The 24,975-nt window shown below is 65.8% G+C and carries 22 protein-coding genes and 2 pseudogenes; 16 read left to right on the forward strand and 8 right to left on the reverse strand.

The window, feature by feature from the left end:
* Positions 1-34 precede the first annotated feature (34 nt).
* Entirely contained in the window at positions 35-1,006 is a 972-nt protein-coding gene (locus NHF48_RS12525; RefSeq protein WP_133020412.1) for an SDR family oxidoreductase, read from the reverse strand.
* Between the two features lie 112 nt (positions 1,007-1,118).
* On the opposite strand from NHF48_RS12525, the gene ligA reads away from it, so the two are divergent.
* The 8 genes and pseudogenes from ligA to NHF48_RS25995 all read left to right on the forward strand — a co-directional run bounded on the left by ligA (position 1,119) and on the right by NHF48_RS25995 (position 12,572).
* Entirely contained in the window at positions 1,119-3,242 is a 2,124-nt protein-coding gene (gene ligA / locus NHF48_RS12530) for an NAD-dependent DNA ligase LigA (protein ID WP_253071300.1), read from the forward strand.
* A 206-nt stretch (positions 3,243-3,448) separates the two neighbouring features.
* Positions 3,449-6,919, forward strand: a complete 3,471-nt coding sequence (locus NHF48_RS12535) for a TonB-dependent receptor (protein ID WP_253071301.1) — start codon at positions 3,449-3,451, stop codon at positions 6,917-6,919.
* A 137-nt stretch (positions 6,920-7,056) separates the two neighbouring features.
* Positions 7,057-8,202 carry a sensor histidine kinase gene (locus NHF48_RS12540; protein WP_082441718.1) on the forward strand — a complete coding sequence of 382 codons (1,146 nt, stop codon included), beginning with the start codon at positions 7,057-7,059 and terminating at the stop codon, positions 8,200-8,202.
* Entirely contained in the window at positions 8,199-8,996 is a 798-nt protein-coding gene (locus NHF48_RS12545; RefSeq protein ID WP_031393111.1) for a LytR/AlgR family response regulator transcription factor, read from the forward strand. Before NHF48_RS12540 ends, NHF48_RS12545 begins: the two co-directional genes overlap by 4 nt.
* A 209-nt stretch (positions 8,997-9,205) precedes the next feature.
* A complete protein-coding gene (locus tag NHF48_RS25100) occupies positions 9,206-9,958 on the forward strand; it encodes a cell wall hydrolase (RefSeq protein WP_342454641.1) in 753 nt (250 codons plus the stop codon).
* Positions 9,955-10,221: a hypothetical protein gene (locus NHF48_RS12555; protein ID WP_253072528.1), complete on the forward strand. Its 267-nt coding sequence runs from the start codon at positions 9,955-9,957 to the stop codon at positions 10,219-10,221. Before NHF48_RS25100 ends, NHF48_RS12555 begins: the two co-directional genes overlap by 4 nt.
* 480 nt (positions 10,222-10,701) lie before the next feature.
* Positions 10,702-12,304, forward strand: a pseudogene (locus NHF48_RS12560) (ABC-F family ATP-binding cassette domain-containing protein); the annotation flags it as partial.
* 118 nt (positions 12,305-12,422) lie between these two features.
* Complete coding sequence (locus NHF48_RS25995) at positions 12,423-12,572, forward strand: hypothetical protein (protein ID WP_446741153.1); 150 nt, start codon at positions 12,423-12,425, stop codon at positions 12,570-12,572.
* A gap of 133 nt (positions 12,573-12,705) precedes the next feature.
* Here the strand turns inward: NHF48_RS25995 and NHF48_RS12565 are convergent, their stop codons facing one another.
* Positions 12,706-13,026 carry a DUF3297 family protein gene (locus NHF48_RS12565; RefSeq protein ID WP_253071302.1) on the reverse strand — a complete coding sequence of 107 codons (321 nt, stop codon included), beginning with the start codon at positions 13,024-13,026 and terminating at the stop codon, positions 12,706-12,708.
* Positions 13,027-13,132: 106 nt separating this feature from the next.
* The gene (locus NHF48_RS12570) at positions 13,133-13,537 is read right to left on the reverse strand and encodes a hypothetical protein (RefSeq protein ID WP_056066696.1); all 405 of its coding nucleotides are present in this window, start codon (positions 13,535-13,537) and stop codon (positions 13,133-13,135) included.
* Between the two features lie 211 nt (positions 13,538-13,748).
* On the opposite strand from NHF48_RS12570, the gene NHF48_RS12575 reads away from it, so the two are divergent.
* Positions 13,749-14,621: a L,D-transpeptidase family protein gene (locus NHF48_RS12575; RefSeq protein ID WP_342454642.1), complete on the forward strand. Its 873-nt coding sequence runs from the start codon at positions 13,749-13,751 to the stop codon at positions 14,619-14,621.
* 211 nt (positions 14,622-14,832) lie between these two features.
* Here the strand turns inward: NHF48_RS12575 and typA are convergent, their stop codons facing one another.
* Together typA and NHF48_RS12585 are read right to left on the reverse strand one after the other, a co-directional pair.
* Complete coding sequence (gene typA, locus NHF48_RS12580; RefSeq protein ID WP_253071303.1) at positions 14,833-16,677, reverse strand: translational GTPase TypA; 1,845 nt, start codon at positions 16,675-16,677, stop codon at positions 14,833-14,835.
* 90 nt (positions 16,678-16,767) lie between these two features.
* Positions 16,768-17,379, reverse strand: coding sequence for a DUF2268 domain-containing putative Zn-dependent protease (locus tag NHF48_RS12585; protein ID WP_253071304.1), 612 nt, complete (start codon positions 17,377-17,379; stop codon positions 16,768-16,770).
* 15 nt (positions 17,380-17,394) lie between these two features.
* On the opposite strand from NHF48_RS12585, the gene NHF48_RS12590 reads away from it, so the two are divergent.
* Both NHF48_RS12590 and NHF48_RS12595 read left to right on the forward strand, forming a co-directional pair.
* Complete coding sequence (locus tag NHF48_RS12590) at positions 17,395-17,541, forward strand: hypothetical protein (RefSeq protein ID WP_253071305.1); 147 nt, start codon at positions 17,395-17,397, stop codon at positions 17,539-17,541.
* Positions 17,504-17,830 carry a hypothetical protein gene (locus NHF48_RS12595; RefSeq protein ID WP_263816852.1) on the forward strand — a complete coding sequence of 109 codons (327 nt, stop codon included), beginning with the start codon at positions 17,504-17,506 and terminating at the stop codon, positions 17,828-17,830. Before NHF48_RS12590 ends, NHF48_RS12595 begins: the two co-directional genes overlap by 38 nt.
* 352 nt (positions 17,831-18,182) lie before the next feature.
* Here NHF48_RS12595 and NHF48_RS12600 read toward each other — a convergent pair whose 3' ends face one another.
* On the reverse strand, positions 18,183-19,196 hold the full coding sequence (locus NHF48_RS12600) for a zinc-binding alcohol dehydrogenase family protein (protein WP_253071307.1): 1,014 nt from the start codon (positions 19,194-19,196) through the stop codon (positions 18,183-18,185).
* A gap of 152 nt (positions 19,197-19,348) precedes the next feature.
* On the opposite strand from NHF48_RS12600, the gene NHF48_RS12605 reads away from it, so the two are divergent.
* From NHF48_RS12605 to NHF48_RS12625, 5 genes are all read left to right on the forward strand, one after another.
* Entirely contained in the window at positions 19,349-20,560 is a 1,212-nt protein-coding gene (locus tag NHF48_RS12605; protein WP_133020402.1) for a toxic anion resistance protein, read from the forward strand.
* 5 nt (positions 20,561-20,565) lie between these two features.
* Positions 20,566-21,273 carry a hypothetical protein gene (locus NHF48_RS12610; RefSeq protein WP_253071308.1) on the forward strand — a complete coding sequence of 236 codons (708 nt, stop codon included), beginning with the start codon at positions 20,566-20,568 and terminating at the stop codon, positions 21,271-21,273.
* Between the two features lie 403 nt (positions 21,274-21,676).
* A complete protein-coding gene (locus tag NHF48_RS12615) occupies positions 21,677-21,940 on the forward strand; it encodes a hypothetical protein (protein ID WP_253071309.1) in 264 nt (87 codons plus the stop codon).
* A gap of 13 nt (positions 21,941-21,953) precedes the next feature.
* Positions 21,954-22,421 carry a hypothetical protein gene (locus NHF48_RS12620; protein WP_253071310.1) on the forward strand — a complete coding sequence of 156 codons (468 nt, stop codon included), beginning with the start codon at positions 21,954-21,956 and terminating at the stop codon, positions 22,419-22,421.
* Positions 22,422-22,479: 58 nt separating this feature from the next.
* Positions 22,480-22,812, forward strand: a complete 333-nt coding sequence (locus tag NHF48_RS12625) for a hypothetical protein (protein ID WP_253071311.1) — start codon at positions 22,480-22,482, stop codon at positions 22,810-22,812.
* A gap of 6 nt (positions 22,813-22,818) precedes the next feature.
* On the opposite strand, the gene NHF48_RS12630 is transcribed toward NHF48_RS12625, so the two are convergent.
* Together NHF48_RS12630 and NHF48_RS12635 are read right to left on the reverse strand one after the other, a co-directional pair.
* Positions 22,819-23,583, reverse strand: a complete 765-nt coding sequence (locus NHF48_RS12630) for a 3'(2'),5'-bisphosphate nucleotidase CysQ (protein WP_253071312.1) — start codon at positions 23,581-23,583, stop codon at positions 22,819-22,821.
* Between the two features lie 43 nt (positions 23,584-23,626).
* Positions 23,627-24,975 (reverse strand): annotated as a pseudogene (locus tag NHF48_RS12635) (TldD/PmbA family protein).

Genomic DNA, 24,975 nt, shown 5'->3' on the forward strand with positions numbered 1-24,975 from the left:
TGGGCCCCGACCTTCGCCGGGGTGATGGGCGAATTCAGGACGCGCCGGTGCCGCCGTTCGCGCCGAAGAAGCTACCGGTGGTGTAGCTGTCGCTCGGGTCCGCCAGCGCAACGTAGAGACCCGCCAGTTCGGCCGGCTGGCCGGCGCGACCGAGGGGCGTATCCTGGCCGAACTCGCCCATCTTGCCCGGCAATTGCCCGCCTGCGACCTGCAACGGCGTCCAGATCGGGCCCGGCCCTACCGCGTTGACGCGGATGCCCTGCTTGGCGAGTTGTTTCGCCAGCGCCTTGGTGAAGATCAGGATCGCGCCCTTGGTCGAGGCATAATCGAGCAACTCCTTTTCCGGGCTGACCGAGTTGACCGACGCGGTGTTGATGATCGAGGCGCCGGGCTTCATCAGCGGGATCGCCGCCTTGCAGAGGTGGAACATCGCGTAGACGTTGGTCTTCATGGTGCGATCGAACTGCTCGAAGCTGATCTCGGCGATCGAGTCCTTCGACTGCTGGTAGGCTGCATTGTTGACGAGGATATCGAGCCCGCCGAGTTCGCGATTGGCGCGCGCGATCAGGTCGTTGCAGAATTTCGCATCGGTCAGGTCGCCGGGGATCAGGACGACTTTGCGCCCTTCCGCGCGGAGCAGCTTGGCGACATCCTGCGCGTCGGGTTCCTCGGTCGGGTAATAGTTGATCGCGACGTCGGCGCCTTCGCGCGAGAACGCGATGACGGCGGCACGACCGATCCCCGAGTCGCCGCCGGTGACGAGTGCCTTGCGTCCCGCTAGGCGGCCCGAGCCGCGGTAGCTCGCCTCACCGCAATCCGGAACGGGGTGCATGTTGCGCTGGAGCGCGGGCCATTTCTGGCGCTGTTCGGGGAAAGGTTGCGAGGGATATTTGGTCTTCGGATCGGCGAGTGGCGCGGCACCTTGCGCGAAGGCGGGTGCGGCGGCGGCGGCGAGGCCGGTGACGGCGGCGCCCTTGAAGAGGTCTCGACGGCTGGTGTCTGTCATGATCATGTTTTCCTGAAAATGCCTTGGGATGTCAGCGCGCAACTCGGGCGAATGTTCACGCCATGTTGATCGAGGTCTTGTCGAAATATGCCCCCTCCCCTAACCCGGCGCGATGACCGATCTTCCCGCGACCGAGACAGAAGCCGCCGCCGAGCTGGAGACGCTCGCCGCGCAGATCGCGTATCATAACGCGCGCTATCATACCGACGACGCGCCTGAGATCAGCGATGCCGAGTATGACGCGCTGGTGCGGCGCAATGCGGCGATCGAGACTGCGTTTCCGGCGGCGGTGCGGGGCGATTCGCCGAGCCGGACGGTGGGCGCGGCGCCTGCGGGGCATTTGGCGAAAGTCGCACATGCGAAGGCGATGATGAGCCTCGACAACGCGTTCGCGGACGAGGAGGTCGAGGAGTTCGTCGCGCGCGTGCGCCGGTTCCTGAAGCTGGCGGACGACGAACCGGTCGCGCTGACCGCGGAGCCGAAGATCGACGGGCTGTCGTGTTCGCTGCGCTATGAGGATGGGCGGCTGGTGCAGGCCCTCACGCGTGGCGACGGGCAGGTCGGCGAGGACGTGACGGCGAACGTCCGCACGATCGGCGATATTCCCCAGCAATTGCACGGCGAAGCGCCCGCAGTCTTCGAGGTTCGCGGCGAGGTCTATATGGCGAAGGACGACTTCGCCGCCTTGAACGCGCGCCTGCTCGCCGAAGCCGAGGAGACCGGCAAGGACGCGCGACAGTTCGCCAATCCACGCAATGCCGCCGCAGGATCGCTGCGCCAGAAGGACGCCGCCGTCACTGCAAGCCGGACGCTGAGGTTCCTCGCACATGGCTGGGGCGAGGCGAGCGTCGTGCCGGGCGAGACGCAGGCCGAGGTCGTCGACACATTGCGCGGCTGGGGCTTCCCGATCGCCGACGGGTTCGCGCGGGTCGAGGGCACCGACGCCGCCCTCGCCGTGTACCGCAAAATCGAGGCGGAGCGCGCCGACCTGCCGTTCGACATCGACGGCGTCGTCTACAAGGTGGACCGGCTCGACTGGCAGGCACGATTGGGTCAGGTCGCGAAGGCTCCACGCTGGGCGATTGCGCACAAATTCCCCGCCGAGCGCGCGCAAACGCTGCTCGAAAAGATCGACATCCAGGTTGGCCGCACCGGCGCGATGACCCCGGTCGCGCGCCTCTCGCCGGTCACCGTCGGCGGCGTCGTCGTGACTAACGCGACGCTGCACAATGCCGACGAGATCGAGCGGCTCGGCGTGCGGCCAGGCGACCGCGTGCTGGTCCAGCGCGCCGGCGACGTGATCCCGCAGATCGTCGAGAACCTCACCCCGGACGCAGAGCGCGAGGCGTATGTCTTCCCGCATGTCTGCCCCGAATGCGGGTCCGCCGCCGAGCGCGAGGAGGGCGAGGTCGTCTATCGTTGTACCGGCGGACTGATCTGCCCGGCGCAGCGCGTCGAGCGGCTGATCCACTTCGCCTCGCGCCACGCGTTCGACATCGGCGGCCTCGGCCAGACGCTGATCGAGGCGTTCTTCCGCGACGGGCTGATCGAATCGCCGGCCGATATCTTCCGGCTGACCGAGGAGCAGTTGGCGGCGCGGAAGAAGGACGGGCGCGTGTGGGCGGCCAAGGTGATCGCGGCGATCGAGACCAAGCGGACGATCCCGCTCGACCGGTTCCTGTTCTCGCTCGGCATCCGCCACGTCGGCGAGATTACCGCGCGCGACCTTGCGCGACGCTATGTATCCGCGCGCGCGCTCGGCACGGTGCTCCGTCACGCGGTGTTCCTCCGCAGCCAGATCAAACCCGTCATCGGCGAACCCGAGCGGAAATTCGTCCTCCGTCGCGACAAGCTGCTGGTTGGCGCGATCGAGACCGCGGGGATCGGCCCCGAGGTCGCGAGCGCCCTCGTCGGCTTCTGCGCCGAGCCGCACAATCGCCGCGTCGTGTTCGACCTGTTGCGCGAAGTGAAGCCCGCGGATGTCGTCCACGAAACCCGCGAGTCGCCCGTGACGGGCCAGATCCTGGTCTTCACCGGCAGCCTCGAAACGCTGAGCCGCGACGAGGCGAAGGCGCAGGCGGAAGCACTCGGCGCCCGCGTGGCCGCGTCGGTGTCGAGCAAGACCGCCCTCGTCATCGCCGGCCCCGGTGCCCGATCGAAGCTCAAGAAAGCCACCGACCTCGGCATCCGCGTGATCACCGAAGCCGAATGGGCCGCGATCGTCGGAGCAAGTTGAGGCGCACGTCATACTCTCCACAATGGTTCCGGCTGCCCCGAAAGGGTTCGATTGCGTGGCTTTTTTTGCAACGCACCATGACCGAGTGCGTCTGTGACACTTCGCGACTCGCCAATGTCACAGAACCGAAATATCCGGCGTGCAGGGGCGCGGCAGGCCGAACGAAAAGTCGCGGATCTCGAGCAGAAGCTCAAAGGGGAACTTCAATGCGTAACAACCTATTCCTGGGTGCGGCAGCGATTGCGCTGATCGCCCCGATGACTGCGTCCGCGCAGGAAACCACCTCCTCGATCCGCGGCACCGTGACCGCGAATGGCGCGCCGGTTAACGGCGCGACTGTCGAGATCACCAGCCCCTCGACCGGTTCGCGCTCGACCGCGACCACCGACACATCGGGCACGTTCAACGTCAACGGCCTCCGTCCCGGCGGCCCCTACACCGTTGCCGTCGCAGCAGCCGGCTATGGCAGCAAGCAGGTCACCGACGTCAACATCACCGTCGCGCAGGCGTTCGATCTTCCGATCGATCTGGCCACCGACGCTGCTGGTGGCGCCGACGAGATCGTCGTGACCGCCGCCAGCCTGCCCAACGCGCGGTCTATCTCGCAGGGGCCGACGACCGTCCTCAACGCGCGCCAGATCGCCAACATCGCTTCGGTCAACCGCGACATCCGCGATCTCGAGCGTCGCGATCCGTTCGCCCGCCTCGACGACAGCCCCTCGGGCGGCCGTTCGGTCTCGTTCGCCGGCCAGAACGCGCGCTATAACCGCTTCACCGTCGACGGCGTGTCGGTCAGCGACAATTTCGGCCTGAACAGCGATGGCCTGCCCAGCCGCCGTTCGCCGATCCCGCTCGATGCGATCGGCCAGTTCCAGGCACAGGTCGCACCATATGACGTGCGCCAGGGCAACTTCCAGGGCGGCGCGATCAACATCGTGCTGAAGTCGGGCACCAACGACTTCCACGGCACCGGCTTCTACTCGCAGTCGCGCGACGAGTTCGTCGGCAAGCGCACCAAGGACCTGCGCGTCAGCGTCCCCAACTTCAAGACCGAGAACTACGGCGCCGAACTGTCCGGCCCGATCATCAAGGACAAGCTGTTCTTCATGGTCGCCGGCGAGCGCCTTCGCGGTGGCCGTCCGATCGCCGAAGGTCCGACCGACAACAACGCCGGCACCAGCATCCTGGGCATCAGCCAGGCGCAGGTCGACCAGATCAGCGCGATCGCGAAGTCGGTCTATAATTACGACACCGGCGGCGTGCTGCGTAACCTCGGCGACAAGGACGACCGCGTCGTCGCCAAGATCGACGCGAACATCACCGACAAGCAGCGTCTGTCGTTGACCTCCACTTACGCGAACGACGCCATCAACCTGCTCCAGAACACCTTCCCGACCGCACCGACCGGTCTGGGCCTGGCGTCGAACGCCTATATCCAGGGCAACCGCCTGCACACCGGTGTCGCGCAGCTGAACTCTGAGTGGTCGGACAGCTTCTCGACCGAAGTTCGTGGCTTCTACAAGAACTACACGCGTATCCAGGATCCGTTGCTCGGCCGCGGCTTCGCGCAGTTCCGTGTTTGCACCAACCCGACGAGCACGGCCGCGACAGCGGGCCTGACCGTCTCGCCTACCGCCTGCGAGAACAACGCCGGCACCGTGTCGTTCGGTCCTGACAGCTCGCGCCAGACCAACGAACTGCGCACCGAGACATGGGGTGGCCTGGTCCAGGCGCGCCTGACCATGAACGACCATGACGTTCGCGTTTTCACGGAAGTATCGAGCGTATCGATCTTCAACTCGTTCCTGCAGAACAGCGCGGGCAGCTATTATTTCGACTCGATCGCAGACCTGCAGAACCGCAATGCGGGGTCGTTTGCGTACGGCAACGCGATCGTGGGCAATAACGGCCTGGCCGCACTCGATCCCAATGCCGCCGCAGCACAGTTCGGCTACCAGAGCTACACGTTCGGCGTGATGGACTCGTGGAAGGTTACGCCGACGCTGAACGTCAGCTTCGGCGCACGCTACGACCTGTATGCGATGGACGACAATCCGCCGCTCAGCGCTGCCTTCGCCAGCCGTTATGCGAACGGTGCGATCGTCAACGGCCAGCGCATCAACATCAACAACAACAGCGCGAACATCTCCGGGTTCGACCTGTTCCAGCCGCGCGCCGGCTTCGACTGGAAGCCATCGCAGCGTATCAGCATCCGCGGCGGCGGCGGCGTCTTCGGCGGCGGCACCCCCGACGTCTATGTGTCGAACAGCTTCTCGAACACCGGCGTGCTGACCAACTCGTTCAACGTCAGTCGCACGGCGACCGGGTTCAACGGCTTCCCGGCCGGCACCCCGGCTGCCACGCAGGCAGCCACCGCCTCGGCCCTTCTGACCGGCGTTACCGGTACGTCGGTTCCAGCCGCGGCTAACACGTTCCTGACGGGTGGTTCGGTTCCGGCCAACTCGACGGTCAATGCACTCGACCCGAACTTCAAGATCCCGTCGCAGTGGCGCGCCACGCTGACGGGCGAGTATAGCGCAAACCTCGGCCCGCTCGGCGACAACTGGGTGTTCGGTGCCGATCTGCTGTACTCGAAGGTTCGCAACCAGGTGTATTTCACCGACATCCGTTCGGTGCCGATCGCCGGTTCGCTCACCCCGGACGGCCGCCAGCGTTACCAGAACCTGATCGATGGCGGTGCGACGAGCACCAACACCAACACCGACATCCTGCTGACCAACACCAACAAGGGCCGCGCCTACATCGCGGTCGCGCGTCTCGACAAGGCATGGGATTCGGGGCTGAGCATCAATGGCAGCTTCACGTACCAGGACGTCAAGGACGCAGCGCCGGCGACGTCGTCGACCGCAGGGTCGAACTATTCGAACGGTGCGTTCGTCGATCCCAACAACGTCGCCTATGGCATCTCGAACGACCAGGTTAAGTACTTCTTCAAGTACGGCGTGAACTACGACCACGCCTTCTTCGGGGACTACAAGACCACGTTCGCGCTGTTCGGCGAATCGCGGATCGGTCATCCGTTCAGCTACACGTTCCAGGATTTCGGCAACAACGGCAGCGGCCGCGCGTCGGTGTTCGGAACGACCGGGGTCAGCTCGAACTCGACCACAGGCGGCAACCGTTACCTGATGTACGTGCCGACACTGGACGATGCGAAGGTTTCGTACAGCAGCGCCGCAGTCCGCGATGCGGTCAACGCGTTCATCGACTCGTCGGGTCTCGGCAAGTATCGTGGCAAGACTGCGCCGCGCAACGGCTTCAACTCGAAGTGGTTCACGCGTCTCGACCTTCATGTCGCGCAGGAAATTCCGACCTTCGTCGGCGGCTCGCGCGTCACGCTGTTCGCGGACATCGAGAACTTCACGAACTTCCTCAACAAGAACTGGGGCCAGCAGCGCGAGTACGTGTTCCCGTACAACACGCCGGTTGTCCGCGTGCAGTGCCTGCAGACCGCGGTGCCGACCGGCATCGCGCCAGGTGCGGCCAATCCTGCCGGTGGCACCTATGGCGCCGTGGCGACCAATGCCGGACAGGCTTGCGCCCAGTATCGCTACTCGCCAGTCGGCGGCAGCGCGAACTTCACGCCGCAGCCTGACCAGGTGTACGTGAACCAGTCGCTCTACTCGATCCGTATCGGTGCACGCTTCACCTTCTAAAGCGCGTCCGACCTGATCGGTCGAATTGGCCGCCGCTTCCTTCGGGATGCGGCGGCCTTTTCGTTTTGCGGCCTTGCGCCGGACCAAACCGTTCGGCTTTTGCGTGTGCCTTGCACGGCGTGTAAGACGGTGGGCCAATGGCTAATTCTTCCGTCCCGCCCCCCGGCTCGTCCGCCTTGAACTCCACGCGGCGCCTGCCCTTCACCGCGCGGCCGTTCTTCGAGAACAAGGCGCGGGCGTTCTGGATCCTGCAGGCGGTCGGGTGGAGCGGCTATCTGCTGCTGCGCGGCGTGGTGTCGATCTCGAACGGGCTGTCGCTCGACGGGGTGATCCCGGTGATCGTCGAGGCGATCGTCGGATACTGCATCACGCTGCTGCTCTCGACGATGTACGGCCAGTATCGGCGGATGAACCGGCTTGTCGGGATATTCCTGACGATCGCGACGCTGGCGGCGGCGACGTTCCTGTATGCGGTACTCGACGCGTTCACCTTCTCGTTCATCGCGACCGCGACGCCTGGGGTGACGCTTACGCGGCTGTTGGGGTCGGTTTATGTCACGTTCACGGTGCTGTTCGGGTGGTCGGCGCTGTATTTCGGGATCAACTTCTACCTGATCGTCGAGCAGCAGATCGACCAGATGGAGCATCTCGAGAACCAGGCGTCGTCGGCGCAGCTGGCGATGCTGCGCTATCAGCTCAACCCGCATTTCCTGTTCAACACGCTGAACTCGATCTCGACCTTGGTGCTGCTCAAGCAGACCGAGCGGGCGAATGCGATGCTGAGCCGGTTGTCGTCATTCCTGCGCTATACGCTGGCGAACGAGCCGACCGCGCACGTCACCGTCGCGCAGGAGGTGGACCAGCTGAAGCTGTATCTAGAGATCGAAAAGATGCGCTTCGAGGATCGGATGCGGCCGAAGTTCGACATCGATCCGCGTGCCGAACGGGCGCGGCTGCCGTCGCTGCTGCTGCAACCGCTGGTCGAAAACGCGATCAAATACGCCGTCACGCCGCAGGAGGAAGGCGCCGAAATCTGCGTCGAAGTGCGGCTCGCCGGGGAACGCGTGCAGATCGCCGTATCCGATACCGGTCCGGGCTTGATCGAGGGCCGGATCGGTTCAAGCCAATCCACAGGCGTGGGGCTCGCTAATATTAGAGACAGGTTGGCTCAGGCATATGGGCCCGACCACCGTTTCGAAACCCGCTCCACGCCCGCTGGCGGCTTCTCGGTCGAGATCGAGATTCCGTATCAGCTTGAAGACGTGAACAGAGAGGCCGCATGACCATCCGTACCATTCTCGTCGACGACGAGCCGCTGGCGATCCAGGGGCTGGAACTCCGACTCCAGGCCCATGAAGACGTCGAGATCATCGAAAAATGCTCGAACGGCCGCGAGGCGATCCGCGCGATCAAGACGCACAAGCCCGACCTGGTCTTCCTCGATATCCAGATGCCAGGGTTCGACGGGTTCTCCGTCGTGCAGGGGCTGATGGAGGTCGAGCCGCCTTTGTTCGTGTTCGTCACCGCCTATTCGGACCACGCGTTGCGCGCGTTCGAGGCGCAGGCGGTCGATTACCTGATGAAGCCGGTCGAGGAATCGCGGCTGGCCGATACGATCGAGCGGGTTCGGCAGCGTCTGTCGGAGAAGCGCGGGGTCGAGGAAGTCGATCGGTTGCGCGAAGTGCTGGCCGATGTTGCGCCGGATGCGGCGGCGGACATGCCGGATGGGGACGCTGTTTCGGCGAACCGGTTCGAGAAGCTCATCAACATCAAGGATCGCGGGCAGATTTTCCGCGTCGATGTCGATACGATCGAGCGGATCGATGCGGCCGGCGATTACATGTGCATCTATACCGGCGATAATACGCTGATTTTGCGCGAGACTATGAAGGATCTGGAGAAGCGGCTCGATCCGCGGCGGTTCCAGCGGGTGCATCGGTCGACGATCGTGAACCTGGATCTGGTCAAGCAGGTTAAGCCGCATACGAATGGGGAATGCTTCCTGGTGCTGAATTCGGGTGCGAGCGTGAAGGTGTCGCGGTCGTATCGTGATGTGGTGGCGCGGTTCGTTCACTGAGTTCGAACATCACGATCTCAAGCTCGCGATAAGTTAGGGCCTTCCGTCATCCCGGCGAAAGCCGGGACCTCGCCGTTCCAAGGGTGTCCTTGCCGATCGAGGTCCCGACTTTCGTCGGGATGACGGCGGTGCGCTCCCTTAGCGAGCGCTTCCTCCGTTTCCCGTGGCCATTAACCAGTCCCTAAACCCCGCGGCCTAGAGCGGGGGGGATGAAGACGTCGGGTTACGGCCTTTATCCCCATGCGCTGATCAGCTTGCCCGCTCTGGTGATGGCGACGTCGTGCGTGCCGGCGGATCGGCCGGCGGCGATTGCTCGGGTCCAGCCGGAGCGAAACTCGCGCGCTTTGCTGAGCCGGATGGCGTTGCATGTGCCCGACGACATTTCGGCGAAGATCGCGACGGCAGCGCCGGATGCATCGTTTGCCGCTGCGGCGCCGTTCGTGGCTCCGCCGTTTCTGACTTCGAACTCCGTTGATGATGCTAGCCGTGCCGCCGACTGCCTGACTGCGGCGGTGTATTACGAGGCGCGGTCGCAGTCGGAGGATGGGCAGCGGGCGGTGGCGCAGGTGGTGTTGAACCGGGTGCGCGATCGGGCCTTTCCGAACAGCGTTTGCGGGGTCGTGTACCAGGGGGCCGAGCGGCGGACCGGGTGCCAGTTCAGCTTTACCTGCGACGGTTCGATGAACCGGGCGCGAGAGCCGGGGGCTTGGGATCGGGCGCGGGCGGTGGCGAGCGCGGCGCTTGGGGGGGAGTGTATATGCGCCGGTCGGGGCGGCGACATCGTTTCATACGACGAGCATCCTGCCTTGGTGGGCCTCCAGTCTTGCGCGGATCACGACGGTCGGGGCGCATGTGTTCTATCGCTGGCAGGGGGGCGTTGGAGCGGGCTCTCACGTTTCGGCAGGCTTATGCCGGGGTCGAGCCTGGGGTTCGGGGTGTTGGCTTTTCCGGTAGTGTTGTGACGGCGGTTGCGGCGCAGGTTTCTGGGGTTTCGGTGCATTATGGTAATCGGGACGACGTTGCGGACTCGGGTGCGGAGCCGGCCGATGCGCTGCATGGGGTGACGGTGCACCGGGGGGTGTTGCGCTCTGACTCGGCGATGGCGGGCGCGGCGGTTGTGCAGACGCGGTTGGTTTCGGGGGTGCGGGTTCACGTTGGTGGGCGGGCGGCTGCTGTGATCGGCGGTGGTACCGGGGACGGTGCGGTAGTCTCGGACGAAACCTGATAGCTCCCTCCCCTTCAGGGGAGGGTCGGGGGGGGGCACTGCCCCGAGCGACATGTTCGTGGATAAGCCCCACACCCAGCCCTCCCCTGAAGGGGAGGGAGTTTTAGAGACTCCGTATTCCAATACCTGCACCACCCCGGCGAAGGCCGGGGCCCAGTTGGGGGACGTCGCCAACTGCGAACCGCGTTTCGTTACGACCACCTTTCCAACTGGGCCCCGGCCTTCGCCGGGGTGGTGGCTTATATAGAGAACGGATCGGCAATCTGATCCTCCCCCGCAAGGGGGAGGTGGCTGGCGCTTGCCAGACGAAGGGGGAGGCATGCGAAACGTCTGTTGCGTGGTCCTCCCCCCCTCCGTCGCCTTCGGCGCCACCTCCCCCTGCCGGGGGAGGATCGAGAGCGCACCGACTAGGGACCGGGCGGCAAACTCCCCCTTCCCCAACCCTCGCAAAACCATGCTGCATCTGCTAACGGCTCGCGCATGCTGAACCTGAACAATATCACGGTGCGCCTGGGCGGACGCGTTATCCTCGATGGCGCCACCGCCGCGTTGCCGCCGGGCTCGCGCGTCGGGCTGATCGGGCGCAACGGTGCGGGCAAGTCGACGATGGTGCGCGTGATCGCAGGGCAGCTGGAGCCCGACGACGGCTCGGCCGACATGCCCAAGGGCGCGCGGATCGGCTACCTCGCGCAGGAAGCGCCACACGGCGTGAAGACTCCGTTCGAGACCGTGCTCGAAGCCGATCTGGAGCGGGCCGCGCTGATGATCGAGAGCGAGACGAGCGAGGATCCCGACCGGCTCGGCGACGTGTACGAGCGGCTGATCGCGATCGACGCCTACACCGCGCCCGCCCGCGCGGCGCAAATCCTGCTCGGGCTCGGGTTCGACGAGGACATGCAGGCGCGCACGCTCGACAGCTTCTCGGGCGGCTGGAAGATGCGTGTGGCGCTTGCCGCTTTGCTGTTCTCGCAGCCGGACCTGCTGTTGCTCGACGAGCCTTCGAACCATCTCGATCTCGAGGCGGTGATGTGGCTCGAGGACTTCCCTCAAGGGCTACAAGGCGACGATCGTGGTGGTCAGCCACGAGCGCGATTTCCTCAACAACGTGGTCGATCACATCCTGCATCTGCAGGGCGGCAAGATCACGCTGTATCCGGGCGGCTACGACGCGTTCGAGCGCCAGCGTGCCGAGCGGCTTGCGCAGATCGAGGCGGCACGCGCCAACCAGGCGGTGCAGCGCGAGAAGCTGCAGGAATATATCGCTAAGAATTCCGCGCGGGCCTCGACCGCGAAGCAGGCGCAGTCGCGGCAGAAGATGCTGTCGAAAATGCAGCCGATCGCCGAGAGCTACAATGATCCGACGCTGTCGTTCGGCTTCCCCAACCCGACCGAGCTGCGCCCGCCGTTGATCACGCTCGACATGGCGACCGTGGGTTATGCCGACGTGCCGATCCTGAAGCGGCTCAATATGCGGCTCGATCCCGACGACCGGGTCGCGCTGCTCGGGCGCAACGGCAACGGCAAGACCACGCTCGCGCGGCTGTTGGCGGCGCAGCTGACGCCGATGGACGGCGAGATGTCGTCGTCGGGCAAGATGAAGGTCGGGTATTTCACGCAGTATCAGGTCGAGGAACTCGATCCGACCGATTCGCCGATCGAGCATATGTCGCATCTGATGAAGGGCGCGACCCCGGCGGCCGTGCGCGCGCAATTGGGGCGGTTCGGGTTCTCGGGCGACAAGGCGACGACCCGGGTCGGCAAGCTGTCGGGTGGCGAGCGGGCGCGTCTGGCGCTGGCGCTGATCACGCGCGATGCGCCGCATCTGCTGATCCTCGATGAGCCTACCAACCATCTGGACGTCGATGCGCGTGAGGCGCTCGTGCAGGCGCTCAACGCGTATACCGGCGCCGTGGTGCTGGTCAGCCATGATCGGCACATGCTGGAGCTTACCGCGGACCGACTGGTGCTGGTCGACGACGGGACGGCGAAGGAATTCGACGGCAGCCTCGACGATTACATCGCGTTCGTCCTGAAGGGCGATGGCGGCAAGGGCGATGCGGCGTCGAAGGCGGACAAGAAGGCGGGGGAAGAAGGCCGCGGCCGAGGCGAAGAGCAACGACGCGGCTCTGCGGAAAGCGCTGCGCGATATCGAGGAGCAGACTGCGAAGTTCACCAAGGAGCGTAATGCTCTGGATCGCGCGATGGTCGATCCGGCGACTGCGGAGCCGCGGTTCTCGCGGATGTCGATGGGGGATCTGAGCAAGCGTCGCGCCGAAGTGCATGCGAAGCTCGAGGCTAGCGAGGCGAAGTGGCTGGAGGCTAGCGAGGCTTTGGAGGGAGTCGAAGCCTAAGCTTCTCCTTACGCCCCTCCCTGGAAGGGAGGGGGTTGGGGGTGGGTCGGGTTCCGCGTGTTCAGGCGGTTGCGACTCAAGCTGGCCTACCCACCCCCAGCCCCCCTCCCTTTCAGGGAGGGGGAAGATCGGGTCAGCCCTCGTCGGTGTCCGCTCCCGCTGCCGGCCGCTCGAACCACGCCTCGACCGGCCCGACCAGCTTCAGCGTCAGCGGATTGCCATTGCGGTCGACCTTCTTGCCGAGCGCGACTCGGATCCAGCCTTCCGAGATGCAATATTCCTCGACGTCGTGGCGCACCTTGTCCTTGAAGCGGATGCCGATGCCGCGTTCGAGCAGGTCCTGCTGGAAGAACGGGCTGCGCTGGTTGATCGACAGGCGATCGGGGGGCGTGTCGCCGGTTGCGGCCGGGGTGGTGGCGGCTTCGGTCTCGGGGGTGTTTGGCGTGTCGGTCATGGTCGCGCGTCTAGCGGCAAGCACCGGGCACGCGCCAGAAAAAGGCACCGGACGCAAAAGAGGCGCCGGGATTACTCCCGACGCCTCTCCACGATCTATGGTCGGATCAGCTGCAAACCTGAACCGATACCCGGTCGCCATAATAGGGGTCGACGCGCCACTCGTTCCAGCACCGCGGGCGGTAATCCTCGCGGTAGTAGGTGCGGACCGGCGGATTGTAATAGGCCACCGGTGGCTGCGCGTAATAGCCGCCATTGTAGTAACCGCGGTCGTAGTACCGATTGCGGTTGTTGCTGCTGGCGATCGCCGCACCTACGCCGAGGCCGAGGATGCCACCGAGCACCGCTGCGCCGGCTGCATTGCCGCCGCCACGATGGCCGTGCCAGCCGCCGCCGTAGCCGCGCCCATAGCCGCCGCGCCCCCAACGCTGCGCGTCGGCTGGTGCTGCTGCCGTCAGAGCCGTTGCGGCGAGTGCTACGCCGAGGCCTGCTTTCTTGAAAAATCCGTTCATCTCTTCCGAACTCCGTTACTAGTTACGCCCGGTCCGCTTGGGACAAACGCATAAGTGTCCGACCGTGTTTCAGGGTTTAGGCGATTCGGCCTGAACTGGTTCGGAACGGCTTGTTAACCCACGGTATAGCTGGCGGTGCTGGTCCCGTGCGGGGACACGGGCGGCGCGGCACTGCTGGGCAATGTTTACGAATATCGGATAGGGTGCGGCGATGCGCAGGATGATGACGACGCGAGCGATCGCCTTTGCCGTGCTCGGCGGGAGTGCGGTGCTGATCGGTGGGCTGGCCTTGTCGGGGTCGCCAGTCAAAGTGCGGGCGGTCGAGGCGCCTGCTCGGGTGGCTCGGATCGCCACGCCGGTTGCGAAAGCGGCGCCGAAGCCCGTTGCCGTCGCTGCGGAGGACCCGGCCGATGCGTATGTCGTGAAGCGGGTGCTGAACGTGCCGGAGCCTTTGCGGCATGGGGCGTATTATTGGGATACGGCGGGCGTGCCGGAGGGGCCGATCGTGATCACGGTCGACCTGGTGGCGCAGACCTTGTCGATCTTTCGCAGCGGGTACGAGATCGGGACGGCGGCGGTGATCTACGGTGCCGACGAGAAGCCTACCCCGCTCGGCGTGTTCAAGATCACTCAGAAAGACGCGCATCATGTGTCGAACCTGTACGGGGCGCCGATGCCGTACATGATGCGGCTGACTAACGATGGGGTTTCGATCCACGGCAGCGCGTTGATGGATGGGAAGTACGCTACGCATGGGTGCGTCGGGGTGCCGACTGCGTTTGCGAAGCTGATCTTCGAGCAGGTTAAGCTGGGGGATCAGGTGATCGTTACGAGTGGGGGAGATGTTGGCGCGGGGTGGGCGGATTACTGCTGCTTGAGGGTGGGGCCATTTCCTTACGGTAGCGCACCGTGCCCTCACCTTTCGCCGCCTTTGGCGTCTCTTCCTCCCCGGTGGGAGAGGGATCCTTTAGCTTCCTGGACTAGGTTTAGTTCGCCACATCGCCGTGAAGGCCGCCATTCCCACCTCCCTGGAAGGGAGGGGTTGGGGGTGGGTCGGCCAGCTTTGGCCGCAGCCGTGCCATGATGCGGAAGCCGACCCACCCCCGGCCCCTCCCTTCCAGGGAGGGGGGAGAATTGGGTTTGTTCTGACTTTCGCGCACAAAGAAAAAGGCCGGAGGTTTCCCCGGCCCTTCTGCATCTCTTGCCCAGCGCGACACGGCAAAGCCGCGTCGTCGGACCTCGCCTAAGCGAGGCCGGCCGAGCTCGTAAGCTTGGCCGGCTTCGCCGTGCCAGGCTTACGAGCTCTGCTTAGCCCGGCTAGCGCGCTTGCGCTCGTTCGCGTCCAGGAAGCGCTTGCGCAGACGGATCGACTTCGGCGTGACTTCGACCATCTCGTCGTCGTCGATGTAGGCGATCGCCTGCTCCAGCGTCGCGCGCTTCGGCGGGGACAGGCGGACCTGGTCGTCCTTGCCGCCGCTCGCGCGGAAGTTGGTCAGCGCCTTGGTCTTCATCGGGTTGACCTCGAGGTCGTCCGGCTTGGCGTTCTCGCCGACGATCATGCCCTCATAGAGTGCCTCGCCGTGGCCCACGAACAGGATGCCGCGCTCTTCGAGCGGACCCAGTGCGTAGTTGTTCGCCTCGCCCGAACCGTTCGAGATCAGCACGCCGTTCTTGCGACCCTCGATCGCGCCCTTGTGCGGACCGTACTTCTCGAACAGCCGGTTCATGATCCCCGTGCCGCGCGTGTCGGACAGGAACTCGCCATGATAGCCGATCATCCCGCGCGACGGCGCCGAGAAGGTGATGCGGGTCTTGCCGCCGGTCGACGGACGCATGTCGGTCAGCTCGGCCTTGCGCGTGTTCATCTTCTCGACGACGGTACCCGAATGCTCCTCGTCGACGTCGATGATGACGGTCTCGTACGGCTCGGTCTTCTTGCCGTTCTCGTCCTCGCCGAACAGCACGCGCGGACGCGAGATGCCCAGCTCGAAGCCTTCGCGGCGCATCGTCTCGATCAGCACGCCCAGCTGAAGCTCACCGCGGCCGGCGACTTCGAAGCTGTCCTTGTCGGCCGCCTCGGTCACCTTCACGGCAACGTTCGACTCGGCTTCGCGGAACAGGCGCTCGCGGATCATGCGGCTCGTCACCTTGCTGCCCTCGCGACCCGCCATCGGCGAATCGTTCACGGCAAAACGCATCGACAGCGTGGGGGGATCGATCGGCTGCGCGTGCAGCGGCTCGGTCACCGTGATGTCGGCGATCGTGTCGGCAACCGTAGCGACCGAGAGACCTGCCAGCGAGATGATGTCGCCGGCCTTGGCTTCGTCGACGGGAACGCGCTCGAGACCACGGAACGACATGATCTTGGACGCACGACCGGTCTCGATGATCTTGCCGTCGTTATCGAGCGCGTGGATCGCCTGGTTGGTCTTCACGGTACCCGAATTGACGCGACCGGTGAGAACGCGGCCGAGGAACGGATCGCGGTCGAGCAGCGTGACGAGGAAGGTGAACGGCACGCCGGCGACTTCCACGGCGGGCGGGGGCACGTGCTTCACGATCGTCTCGAACATCGGGATCAGCGTGCCTTCGCGCGCGTCCATGTCGGTCGAGGCATAGCCGTTGCGACCCGATGCGTAGAGCACGGGGAAGTCGAGCTGGTCGTCGTTCGCGTCGAGCGACACGAACAGGTCGAACACTTCGTCGAGCACTTCCTGGATGCGCGCGTCGTTGCGATCGACCTTGTTGACGACGACGATCGGCTTCAGGCCGAGCGCCAGCGCCTTACCGGTGACGAACTTGGTCTGCGGCATCGCGCCTTCCGACGAATCGACCAGCAGGACGACGCCATCGACCATCGACAGGATGCGCTCGACTTCGCCGCCGAAATCGGCGTGGCCGGGCGTGTCGACGATGTTGATGCGGATGCTCTCGGACTCGCCGGGAGGGGTCCAGTCGACCGAGGTCGGCTTGGCGAGAATGGTAATGCCACGCTCTTTTTCGAGGTCGTTCGAATCCATTGCGCGCTCTTCGACGCGCTGGTTGTCGCGGAAGGTGCCGGACTGGCGGAAGAGCTGGTCGACCAGCGTCGTCTTGCCGTGATCGACGTGCGCAATGATCGCCACGTTGCGGAGGCTCATGAATGTATTCTCTTGATCGAGGAACGGGGTTGGCGCGCGCCATAGCGTAATTGTTGCGCCGCGGGAAGACGCAGCGGCATTTCGTCGCCTTTAGAGGGAACCTCCGCGGCGCTTGTATGTTCCGGCGGCGAGAATAGCACGGGGATCGCGGACCGCTAGCATTGCCCTCAGCGCGGCGTGCTTGTCGGGCGCGGCGGCATAGTAACGCTGCCAGATCCGCAGCCCCATCCAGTAGCCGAGTTCGGGCGGCCAGCCGGCGGGCGGCGTGGAGTAGTTGCCGATCCAGCGCGCGTACGCCTTGGCTTCGGGCGAGCCTTCTTCCGGGTCGTCCTTGTCGGTGAGCGTGCGGGTGAGCGCGATGTCGGCCTGCATCTGACGCCAGAGTTCGGCCTCGCGTGGGGTGGCCCAGGCGGCGCGCGCGGCGTCGGGCTCCTCGCCGGTGACGAGTTGCGCGATGAAGTCGGCGGCGCCTTCGACGAGGATCGCGGTGAGCAGGGGATCGCGGGCGAGCGTCATGCCGGCGTCCTGCTGGAAGGAATGCACCGTCTCGTGCGCGAAGAAATGGCGGAGCGTCTGGCGGAGTTTGTCGGGCGTCGGCGACATGCGGCACAGCACTTCGAGCCCGAGCACCTGCGCGCCGGGCTTGGCGGTGCCGCCAGAGGTGTTCGCGCCGAAGACTATATAGACTTGCGGGAGCTTCACGTCGGGGAGTGCGCCGTGGAGGCCGAGATAGATCGCGCGGAGATCGGCGGTCGCGGCCTTGGCGGCGGGGAGACAGGTCTTGATCGCCTGCGCGTAGCGGGTCGGGTTGGCGGCGATGGCGCGCGTGAGAGTGTCCGCATCGACGATCCGGCCGGGGGGTGAAGACGCCGATGCCGAAACTGCCCTTGTCGAGGTAGTCGCGCTCGAGTTGCGCGGCGGTTGGCTTGCCCTTGGTCTTGGCGAAGAGCGCGGCGAAGCGGTCGGCGTCTTCGGTGTGGATCGTGGCGGTGAGCGGATCGGCTGGTGGGGGACGATTCGTGGCTGCCGCGGGGAGGAGGGCGAGCGCGAGGATCAGCGGGCGAAGCATGGTGCAGAGTATCGCGTGTTTGCCGGGGCGCCAGAGTGGATATTGCGATCCTCCCCCGCCAGGGGGAGGTGTCGCCGAAGGTGACGGAGGGGGGAGGACACGGAACAGAGGTTGGGGCGCGCCTCCCCCTCCGTCAGGCAAGAGCCTGCCACCTCCCCTTGCGGGGGGAGGATCGTGAGGAGGCGGCGACCTGCAACGCCCCACCCTCCATTCCACCCCGGCGAAGGCCGGGGCCCAGTTGGAAAGGCGGCAATAATGACGTGCCGCGATCCGTTAGCAACGTTCCCCAACTGGGCCCCGGCCTCCGCCGGGGTGGTGCGAGCAACCGCAAGTCATCCCTGCGGAGGCGGGGACCCATATTCTCAAGCGGCTGGCGACTATATCTCGAGGCCTGCCAGTATAGATCCCCGTCTGGGCGGGGATGACGAGCGCGGTATTAGAACCCCTCCAGCACGATCTTCCCCTTGGCCGTGTGGCTCTCGATCCGCTCATGCGCCCGCCGCAAGTTCGCGGCATCAATCCGCCCGAAATTCTCCGCCAGCGTCGTCCGGATCGTCCCCGCATCCACCAGCCGCGCGACCTCGTCGAGCAACACCCCCTGCTCGCCCATGTCCGCGGTCTGGAACAGCGAGCGCGTGTACATCAGCTCCCAGTGCACCGAGATCGACTTCTGCTTCAGCGGCACGATGTCCAGCGTCTTCGGATCGTCGATCAGCGCCAGCCGACCCTGCGGCGCCAGCAGCTCGCCGATCTCGGCGATATGCTCGTCGGTATGCGTCGTCGAGAACACGAACCCCGGTGCGCCGATCCCCAGCGCCTCGATCTGCGCGGCGAGCGGCTTGCGGTGGTCGATCACGTGATGCGCGCCGAGCTCCTCGACCCAGCCGCGCGTCTCGTCGCGCGACGCGGTGGCGATCACGGTCAGGTCGGTGAGCTGCCGCGCGAGCTGGATCGTGATCGAGCCGACCCCGCCTGCCCCGCCGATGATCAGGATCGCGTTCGCCGCACCGGGAACGGGCTTACGCACGTCGAGCCGGTCGAACAGCGTCTCCCACGCGGTGACCGAGGTCAGCGGCAGCGCCGCCGCCTGCGCCCAGTCGAGCGACGCCGGCTTGTGGCCGACGATACGTTCGTCGACGAGGTGATATTCGGAATTGGTACCGGGCCGATCGATCGCGCCCGCGTAGAACACGTCATCGCCGACCTTGAACCCGGTCACGTCCGGGCCGATCGCGACGACGACGCCCGATGCGTCCCAGCCCAGCACCTGCGGCTTGCCGTCCGGATCTTCGCGACGCTGGCGGATCTTGGTGTCGACCGGGTTGACCGACACCGCCTTCACCTCGACCAGCAGGTCGCGGCCGGACGCCTCGGGCTTGGGGAGGTCGAGGTCGACGAGCGACTGCGGATCGTCGATCGGGAGCGACTTGGTATAGCCGATGGCGCGCATGCTGGAACTCCTGTGATGTCGCCGACAAGCTGTCCACGCGCGCGCCAGGTTTCAAGGAGAGCAGTTGGCAAGCCTAAGTGTATTATCTATATACGCCACTTGAACGCGGGGCGGGTTGCAGCCACGATGCCCCACCGAACGGAGACACGAGCATGGCGACGACCCCGAACACGCTGACGGAAGAGCCGGGCCTGGTGCTGACCCCGCCCGATCCGGTGCCGACCGTCGCCGCCGCCAAGGCGTCCGGCCTCGTCCCCGTCGATGCCGGCGTGAAGTCGCAACTGGAGGAGCGCGTGTCGGGCTTCGTCACCGATCTCGTCGCGCAGGACGTCAACTCGCCCGAATTCGGCAAGCGAGTCGATGCGATCACCGCGATGGGCGCGAAGGAGATCCGCGAGGCCGCCGGCCAGTCGAACCGCTTCCTCGATCGCCCGGTCAAGGCGATGGATCAGGAGACCGGCGTCGGCAAGGACCTCGCCGAACTGCGCCGCGTCGTCGAGGATCTCGATCCCGGCAAGAAGGGCAATCTGACCGCGCCGCAGAAGCTGTTCGGGATCATCCCGTTCGGTGGCAAGATGCGCAATTATTTCGACGGCTATAAATCGTCGCAGACGCACATCGCGCAGATCCTGAAGAGCCTCGGCTCGGGCAAGGACGAGCTGCTGATGGACAATGCCGCGATCGATACCGAGCGCGCGAATCTGTGGGCGGCGATGGGTCGGCTCGAGCAGATGATCCATCTGTCGAAGACGATGGACGCCAAGCTGGAGGACGTCGCCAACGATCTCGACCACAGCGATCCCGCCAAGGCGAAGGCGATCCGCGAGACCGCGCTGTTCTACACGCGCCAGCGGACGCAGGACCTGCTGACTCAGATGGCGGTGACCGTGCAGGGCTATCTCGCGCTCGATCTGGTCAAGAAGAACAATGTCGAGCTGGTGAAGGGCGTCGATCGCGCGTCGACCACGACCGTCTCGGCGCTGCGGACCGCGGTGACGGTGGCGCAGGCGCTGACCAACCAGAAGCTGGTGCTGGAGCAGATCACCGCGCTCAACACGACCACCGCGAACATCATCGATTCGACGGGCAAGCTGCTCAAATCGCAGACCGCGCAGATCCACGAACAGGCGGCGTCGGCGACTATCCCGCTGGAGACGCTGCAACGCGCGTTCCAGAATATCTACGACACGATGGACGCGATCGACGTGTTCAAGCTGAAGGCGCTCGATTCGATGAAGGTCACCGTCGGCGCGCTGTCGAACGAGGTCGATAAATCCCGTGGGTATATCGCGCGGGCTGAAGGCGCGACGCAGGGGCAGTTGGGCGGACCTTCCGCCAGCCCGTTCAAGCTGGAGGCGATGTAACCCTCGTGAGCGAAGTCGACGACGCCATCGCCAGCGCCCGCGCCTCCTGGTCGCGCATTTCCGACGACCGCACCGGCACGGTGATCGGGCGCGTGCCATCGCGGGGGCGGGCGCGGCAGACGCAGGCGATCGGCAAGCGGCTGACCCGGATCGCGGTCGCCGACGTGTCGATCCTGATCGCGGCGATGGTGATCGGCTGGATCGTGCCGCTCGGCATCGGCGGCGCGATGCTGGTGATGGCGCTGCTGGTCGCCGCGACGGTGTTGTTCGCGGTCTGGCCGGCGGAACGCGCTCCCACGCCCGAGCGCTTGGCGGCGGTCGACATCCGCGCGTTGCCTGCCCAGACCGAACGCTGGCTGGAGGCGCAACGCCCCGCACTCCCCGCGCCCGCGATGACGCTGGTCGACAAGATCGGCCTGCGCCTCGAAACGCTAACCCCGCAACTCGCGATGCTCGACGCGAACACGCAGGAAGCGGTCGACGTGCGGAAACTGATCGGCGAACAGCTCCCCGCCTTCGTCAAGGATTACGAGAAGGTGCCGGCGTCGCTCCGCACGACGCCGCGCAACGGGCGCTCGCCCGACGCCGAGCTGGTCGACGGCCTGAAGCTGATCGAACAGGAGATCGGCGAGATGACCGCCCGCCTCGCGCAGAGCGACCTCGACAACCTGTCGACCCGCGGCCGTTTTCTGGAGATGAAGTACAAGGATTGAGCAGCTGAAACGCACCCGGCTTAGCGTCTGCCGCAGGAAGGCACGCTTCGTCTCCGAAGCCGACGCGCTCGTTGTGGCGCAGACCGGACGCGTACCGCTGAGGGCCTATCGCTGCGACCGCTGCCTACAGTTCCACCTGACCAGCCGAACGAAAGGCAAGCGCGTGCTCGGGTAGCTGGCATTTCGCCGCTCGAGCGGTGTTTCAGTGATAAGCGCGTCTGGATTAGAGCGACCTCGACAATCTCGCGACGCGCGCGTTTCGGAAATAAGATCGAATACGAGAAAGACGGCGCGCAGTAGCGCGAGCGCGTGCCACGAACTGCAATCAGACCCGATGAATTTAGACTTTGATCGTTGATCCGAATCATGCACGATGTCGCCGGATAGATCCGGAGGCTGGACCATGATCGGGTTGCTTTTCGTGCTGGCGATGCAGGCTGCTACACCCGACATCGTCGTGTCGGGCAAACGTCTGGACGAAGCATACCAGGCCTGCGTCGAACAAGGTTGCCCGCCGCTTCGCGATGCGCAGGTCTCGATCGCGTTTGCCGAACAGCAATTCCGCCAAGGCGCCTATCAGCGGGCCAGGCGGACGCTCGCCTGCCGCGGTTGCGCGCAACAAGCAGAATGCCGCGATCGCACCAAAGCCGGTCGCGGCGCTATATGAAGCCTATGCGACGGTGTCGCTGCACGACGGCGAAATGGATGTCTTCAAGAGAGCGGTAGGCGGCCAAGTTCGCACGCTGCGCGAGAATTTACCGCACGACGATCCCGCGGTGACTGCCGCCGCGTTCGCCACCGGCGACATGTGGCTGGCACTGCGCGACGGACGCACGGCCGAGCTTTCCTATCGCGCGGTCGAACGGCAGGCGCTTGCCGACGGCAACGCGACGTTGGCGATGCTGGCGACATTGCGTCGCGCCGAACTGGCCAACGCGCGGAACGATCCCGCCGGGGCCTCCCGCCTTCTCGCCGAAGCCGAGGCAAGACCTGCCGCGACCGACCCCGCGCTTCGATCGGTGTCGCGGGTGGTCCGCTTGCGACTGGCAGCGCAACGTGCCGATGATAGTCAAGTCGACCGGTTGGTGCGGGAGATCGGCCACGACAATTCGACCCGACCGGTGCTGATCTGGGGCCCTCCCCTATGAACCAACGGCAGAGGCGGCGGCACGGGACGCAGCCGCCAAATTCGACCTCAGGAACCCGGTGCCGGCCAGTTCGTCCGATGTCGGCTCGATCCAGTGGGTCGATATCGGGTTCTGGATCAAGCCCGATGGCAAGACCGACGATGCCGAGATCCTGCGCGGATCGCGGTCGACGGGGTGGGCGGGGTATCTGGTCAAGCAGGTATCCGCGCGCCGCTATACGGGTACGGACGGAGCGGCCGGCGCGCGGGGCGTCTACAGGGTCGAGCGGTTCTCGCTGCGGGGCACGTATCAAACGCCTACCGGCAGTCTGATCAATAGACGAGGCGGCCCCGGCGAACTGGAGGTGCTCGACCTGACGCTGCCGGATACGACGATAACGGCAAGTCGCTGACCGGCACTAGCCGTTGATCGCGCGGGCCCGGTCCGCCAGGCGCTGGACTGCCGATGCATGTATTCCCGGTGTCGAGACAAGTACGCCGAACGCCTGCGGGCGCGGTTTGTTGAAGATCAGCGGTGCACCGAGTGCATCGGTCACCACCGCACCCGCTTCGCTCGCGACGAGGATTGCGGCGGCGATGTCCCATTCGTTGCCCCAGCGGAGGGTGGCTACGAGGTCGGCTTCGTCGGCGGCTACCATGGCTATGCGCAGGGCGATCGAGTTGGGTTTGTGGACCATGACGAGGTCTCGGTCGGCTTTGGGGAGGGCGTCCACCGGGGTCCGGCTACCGGGGAAGTCGGTTCGGTTGCCGGCTTTCAGCGGGATGCCGTTGCGCGTGGCGCCCTGCCCTGCGACCGCGTGCCAGCGTTCGTCGCGGGACGGCGCTTCGAGGATGCCGATCACCGGCTTGCCACGGTCGACTAGCGCGACCGAGACGCACCAGCCGGGCCTGGCGCGGATATAGTCTCGCGTTCCGTCGATCGGGTCGACGACCCAGAGCAGGTCGTGGGCCAGGCGGTCGGCGTTGTCGGCGGTTTCCTCGGAGAGCCAGCCGGCTTCGGGGAGAAGGGTCGACAGCCGCGCCTTCAGCATCCGGTCGATCGCGATGTCGAGTTCGCAGACCGGACTGCCGGGGGTCTTTTCCCAGCGCTGGAAGTCGGTGTCGAAGCGGTCGAGCGCCATTGCGCCAGCCTCTGCGGCGATACTCGCTACCGCGTCCGCCATAGCGCGCAGCCATGCCGGCGAGCGCTCGGGCCCGCGCCGCCGCTCAGCCACTCGCCACCGTCATGCCCTCCACGCGCAGCGTCGGCACGTTGACGCCGTAGCGAAATTCAAGGTCGTTCGCGGGGGTCATCGCGAGGAACATGTCCTTGACGTTGCCGGCGATCGTGAACTCCGCGACCGGCGTGGTGATCTGGCCGTTCTCGATGCGGAAGCCCGCTGCGCCACGGCTGTAATCGCCGGTCACGCCGTTCGCGCCGCCGCCCATCAGTTCGGTGACGTAGACGCCCGACTCGATGTCGGCGATCAGCGTTTCGAGGGGTACGTGGCCCGGCTCCATGAACACGTTGCTGGTCGATACGCCGGGCCCGCCACCGACACCGCGCGCGGCGTGGCCGGTGGGTTCGAGGCCGAGCTGGCGTGCCGAGGCGGAATCGAGCAGCCAGCGTTCGAGCATGCCATCCTCGATGATGTCGCTTGGCGAGACGGGCAGGCCTTCGCCGTCGAACGGTCGCGAACGCAGGCCGTGCGGGCGGTGCGGATCGTCGCGGATGGTGATGCCGTGCGCGAACACCTGGCTGCCGAGCGAGATCGAGCAGGAAGCTCGTCTTCCGGGTGATCGCCTGGCCGGAGATCGCGCCGAGCATGTGGCCGACCAGTGACCCGCCGACGCGGCGATCGTAGACGATCGTGGTGGGCCCGCTGACGAGGCGGCCGGGGTTGAGGCGCGCGACGGCTTGTTCGCCGGCGCGGCGACCGATCGCTTCGGGCGATTCGAGATGCGCGCGGAGACGGGCGCTGCTGTGCGCATAGTCGCGCTGCATGCCGCCGCCTTCACCCGCGAGCACGCTGGCCGACACGCCGTAGCCGGTCGCGGCGTAGGCGCCGGCGAAACCGTGGCTGGTGGCCAATGCCCAGACGCTGCGCGAGGCGCTAGCGCCGCCGCCTTCGCTGTTCGAGACGCCGGGGACGGCGCGCGCGGCGTCCTCGGCCTCAAGCGCGGCGTCGCGGAGTTGCTCGGGGCTGGCTTCGCCACCATCGTCGAGGCCGAGCATGGGCGTGATACCGTGGAGGAGGCGGTCGGCGGGGGGCCAGACCTGCCCAAGGATCTTCCGGTGCCTCACGCGCCATCGCCACCGCGCGTTCGACCAACGCGTCCATCGCGGCGGTCGAGAGGTCGGAGGTGGAGACGCTCGCGGAACGCTGGCCGACGAACACGCGCAGGCCAAGATCCTCGCTTTCGGAGCGGCCGATATCCTCGAGCTTGCCGAGGCGGATCGACACGTCGAGCGCGGCGTCGGCGGCGAAGACTGCGTCGGCGGCGTCGGCGCCTGCCGCCCTCGCGCGCTGGACGATGTCGTGGGCGCGGTCGCGGGCTTGGTCTGGGGTCAGCAT

Origin of the sequence: Sphingomonas sp. H160509 (genome assembly GCF_024124765.2) — a bacterium.
Taxonomy (GTDB): Bacteria; Pseudomonadota; Alphaproteobacteria; order Sphingomonadales; family Sphingomonadaceae; genus Sphingomonas.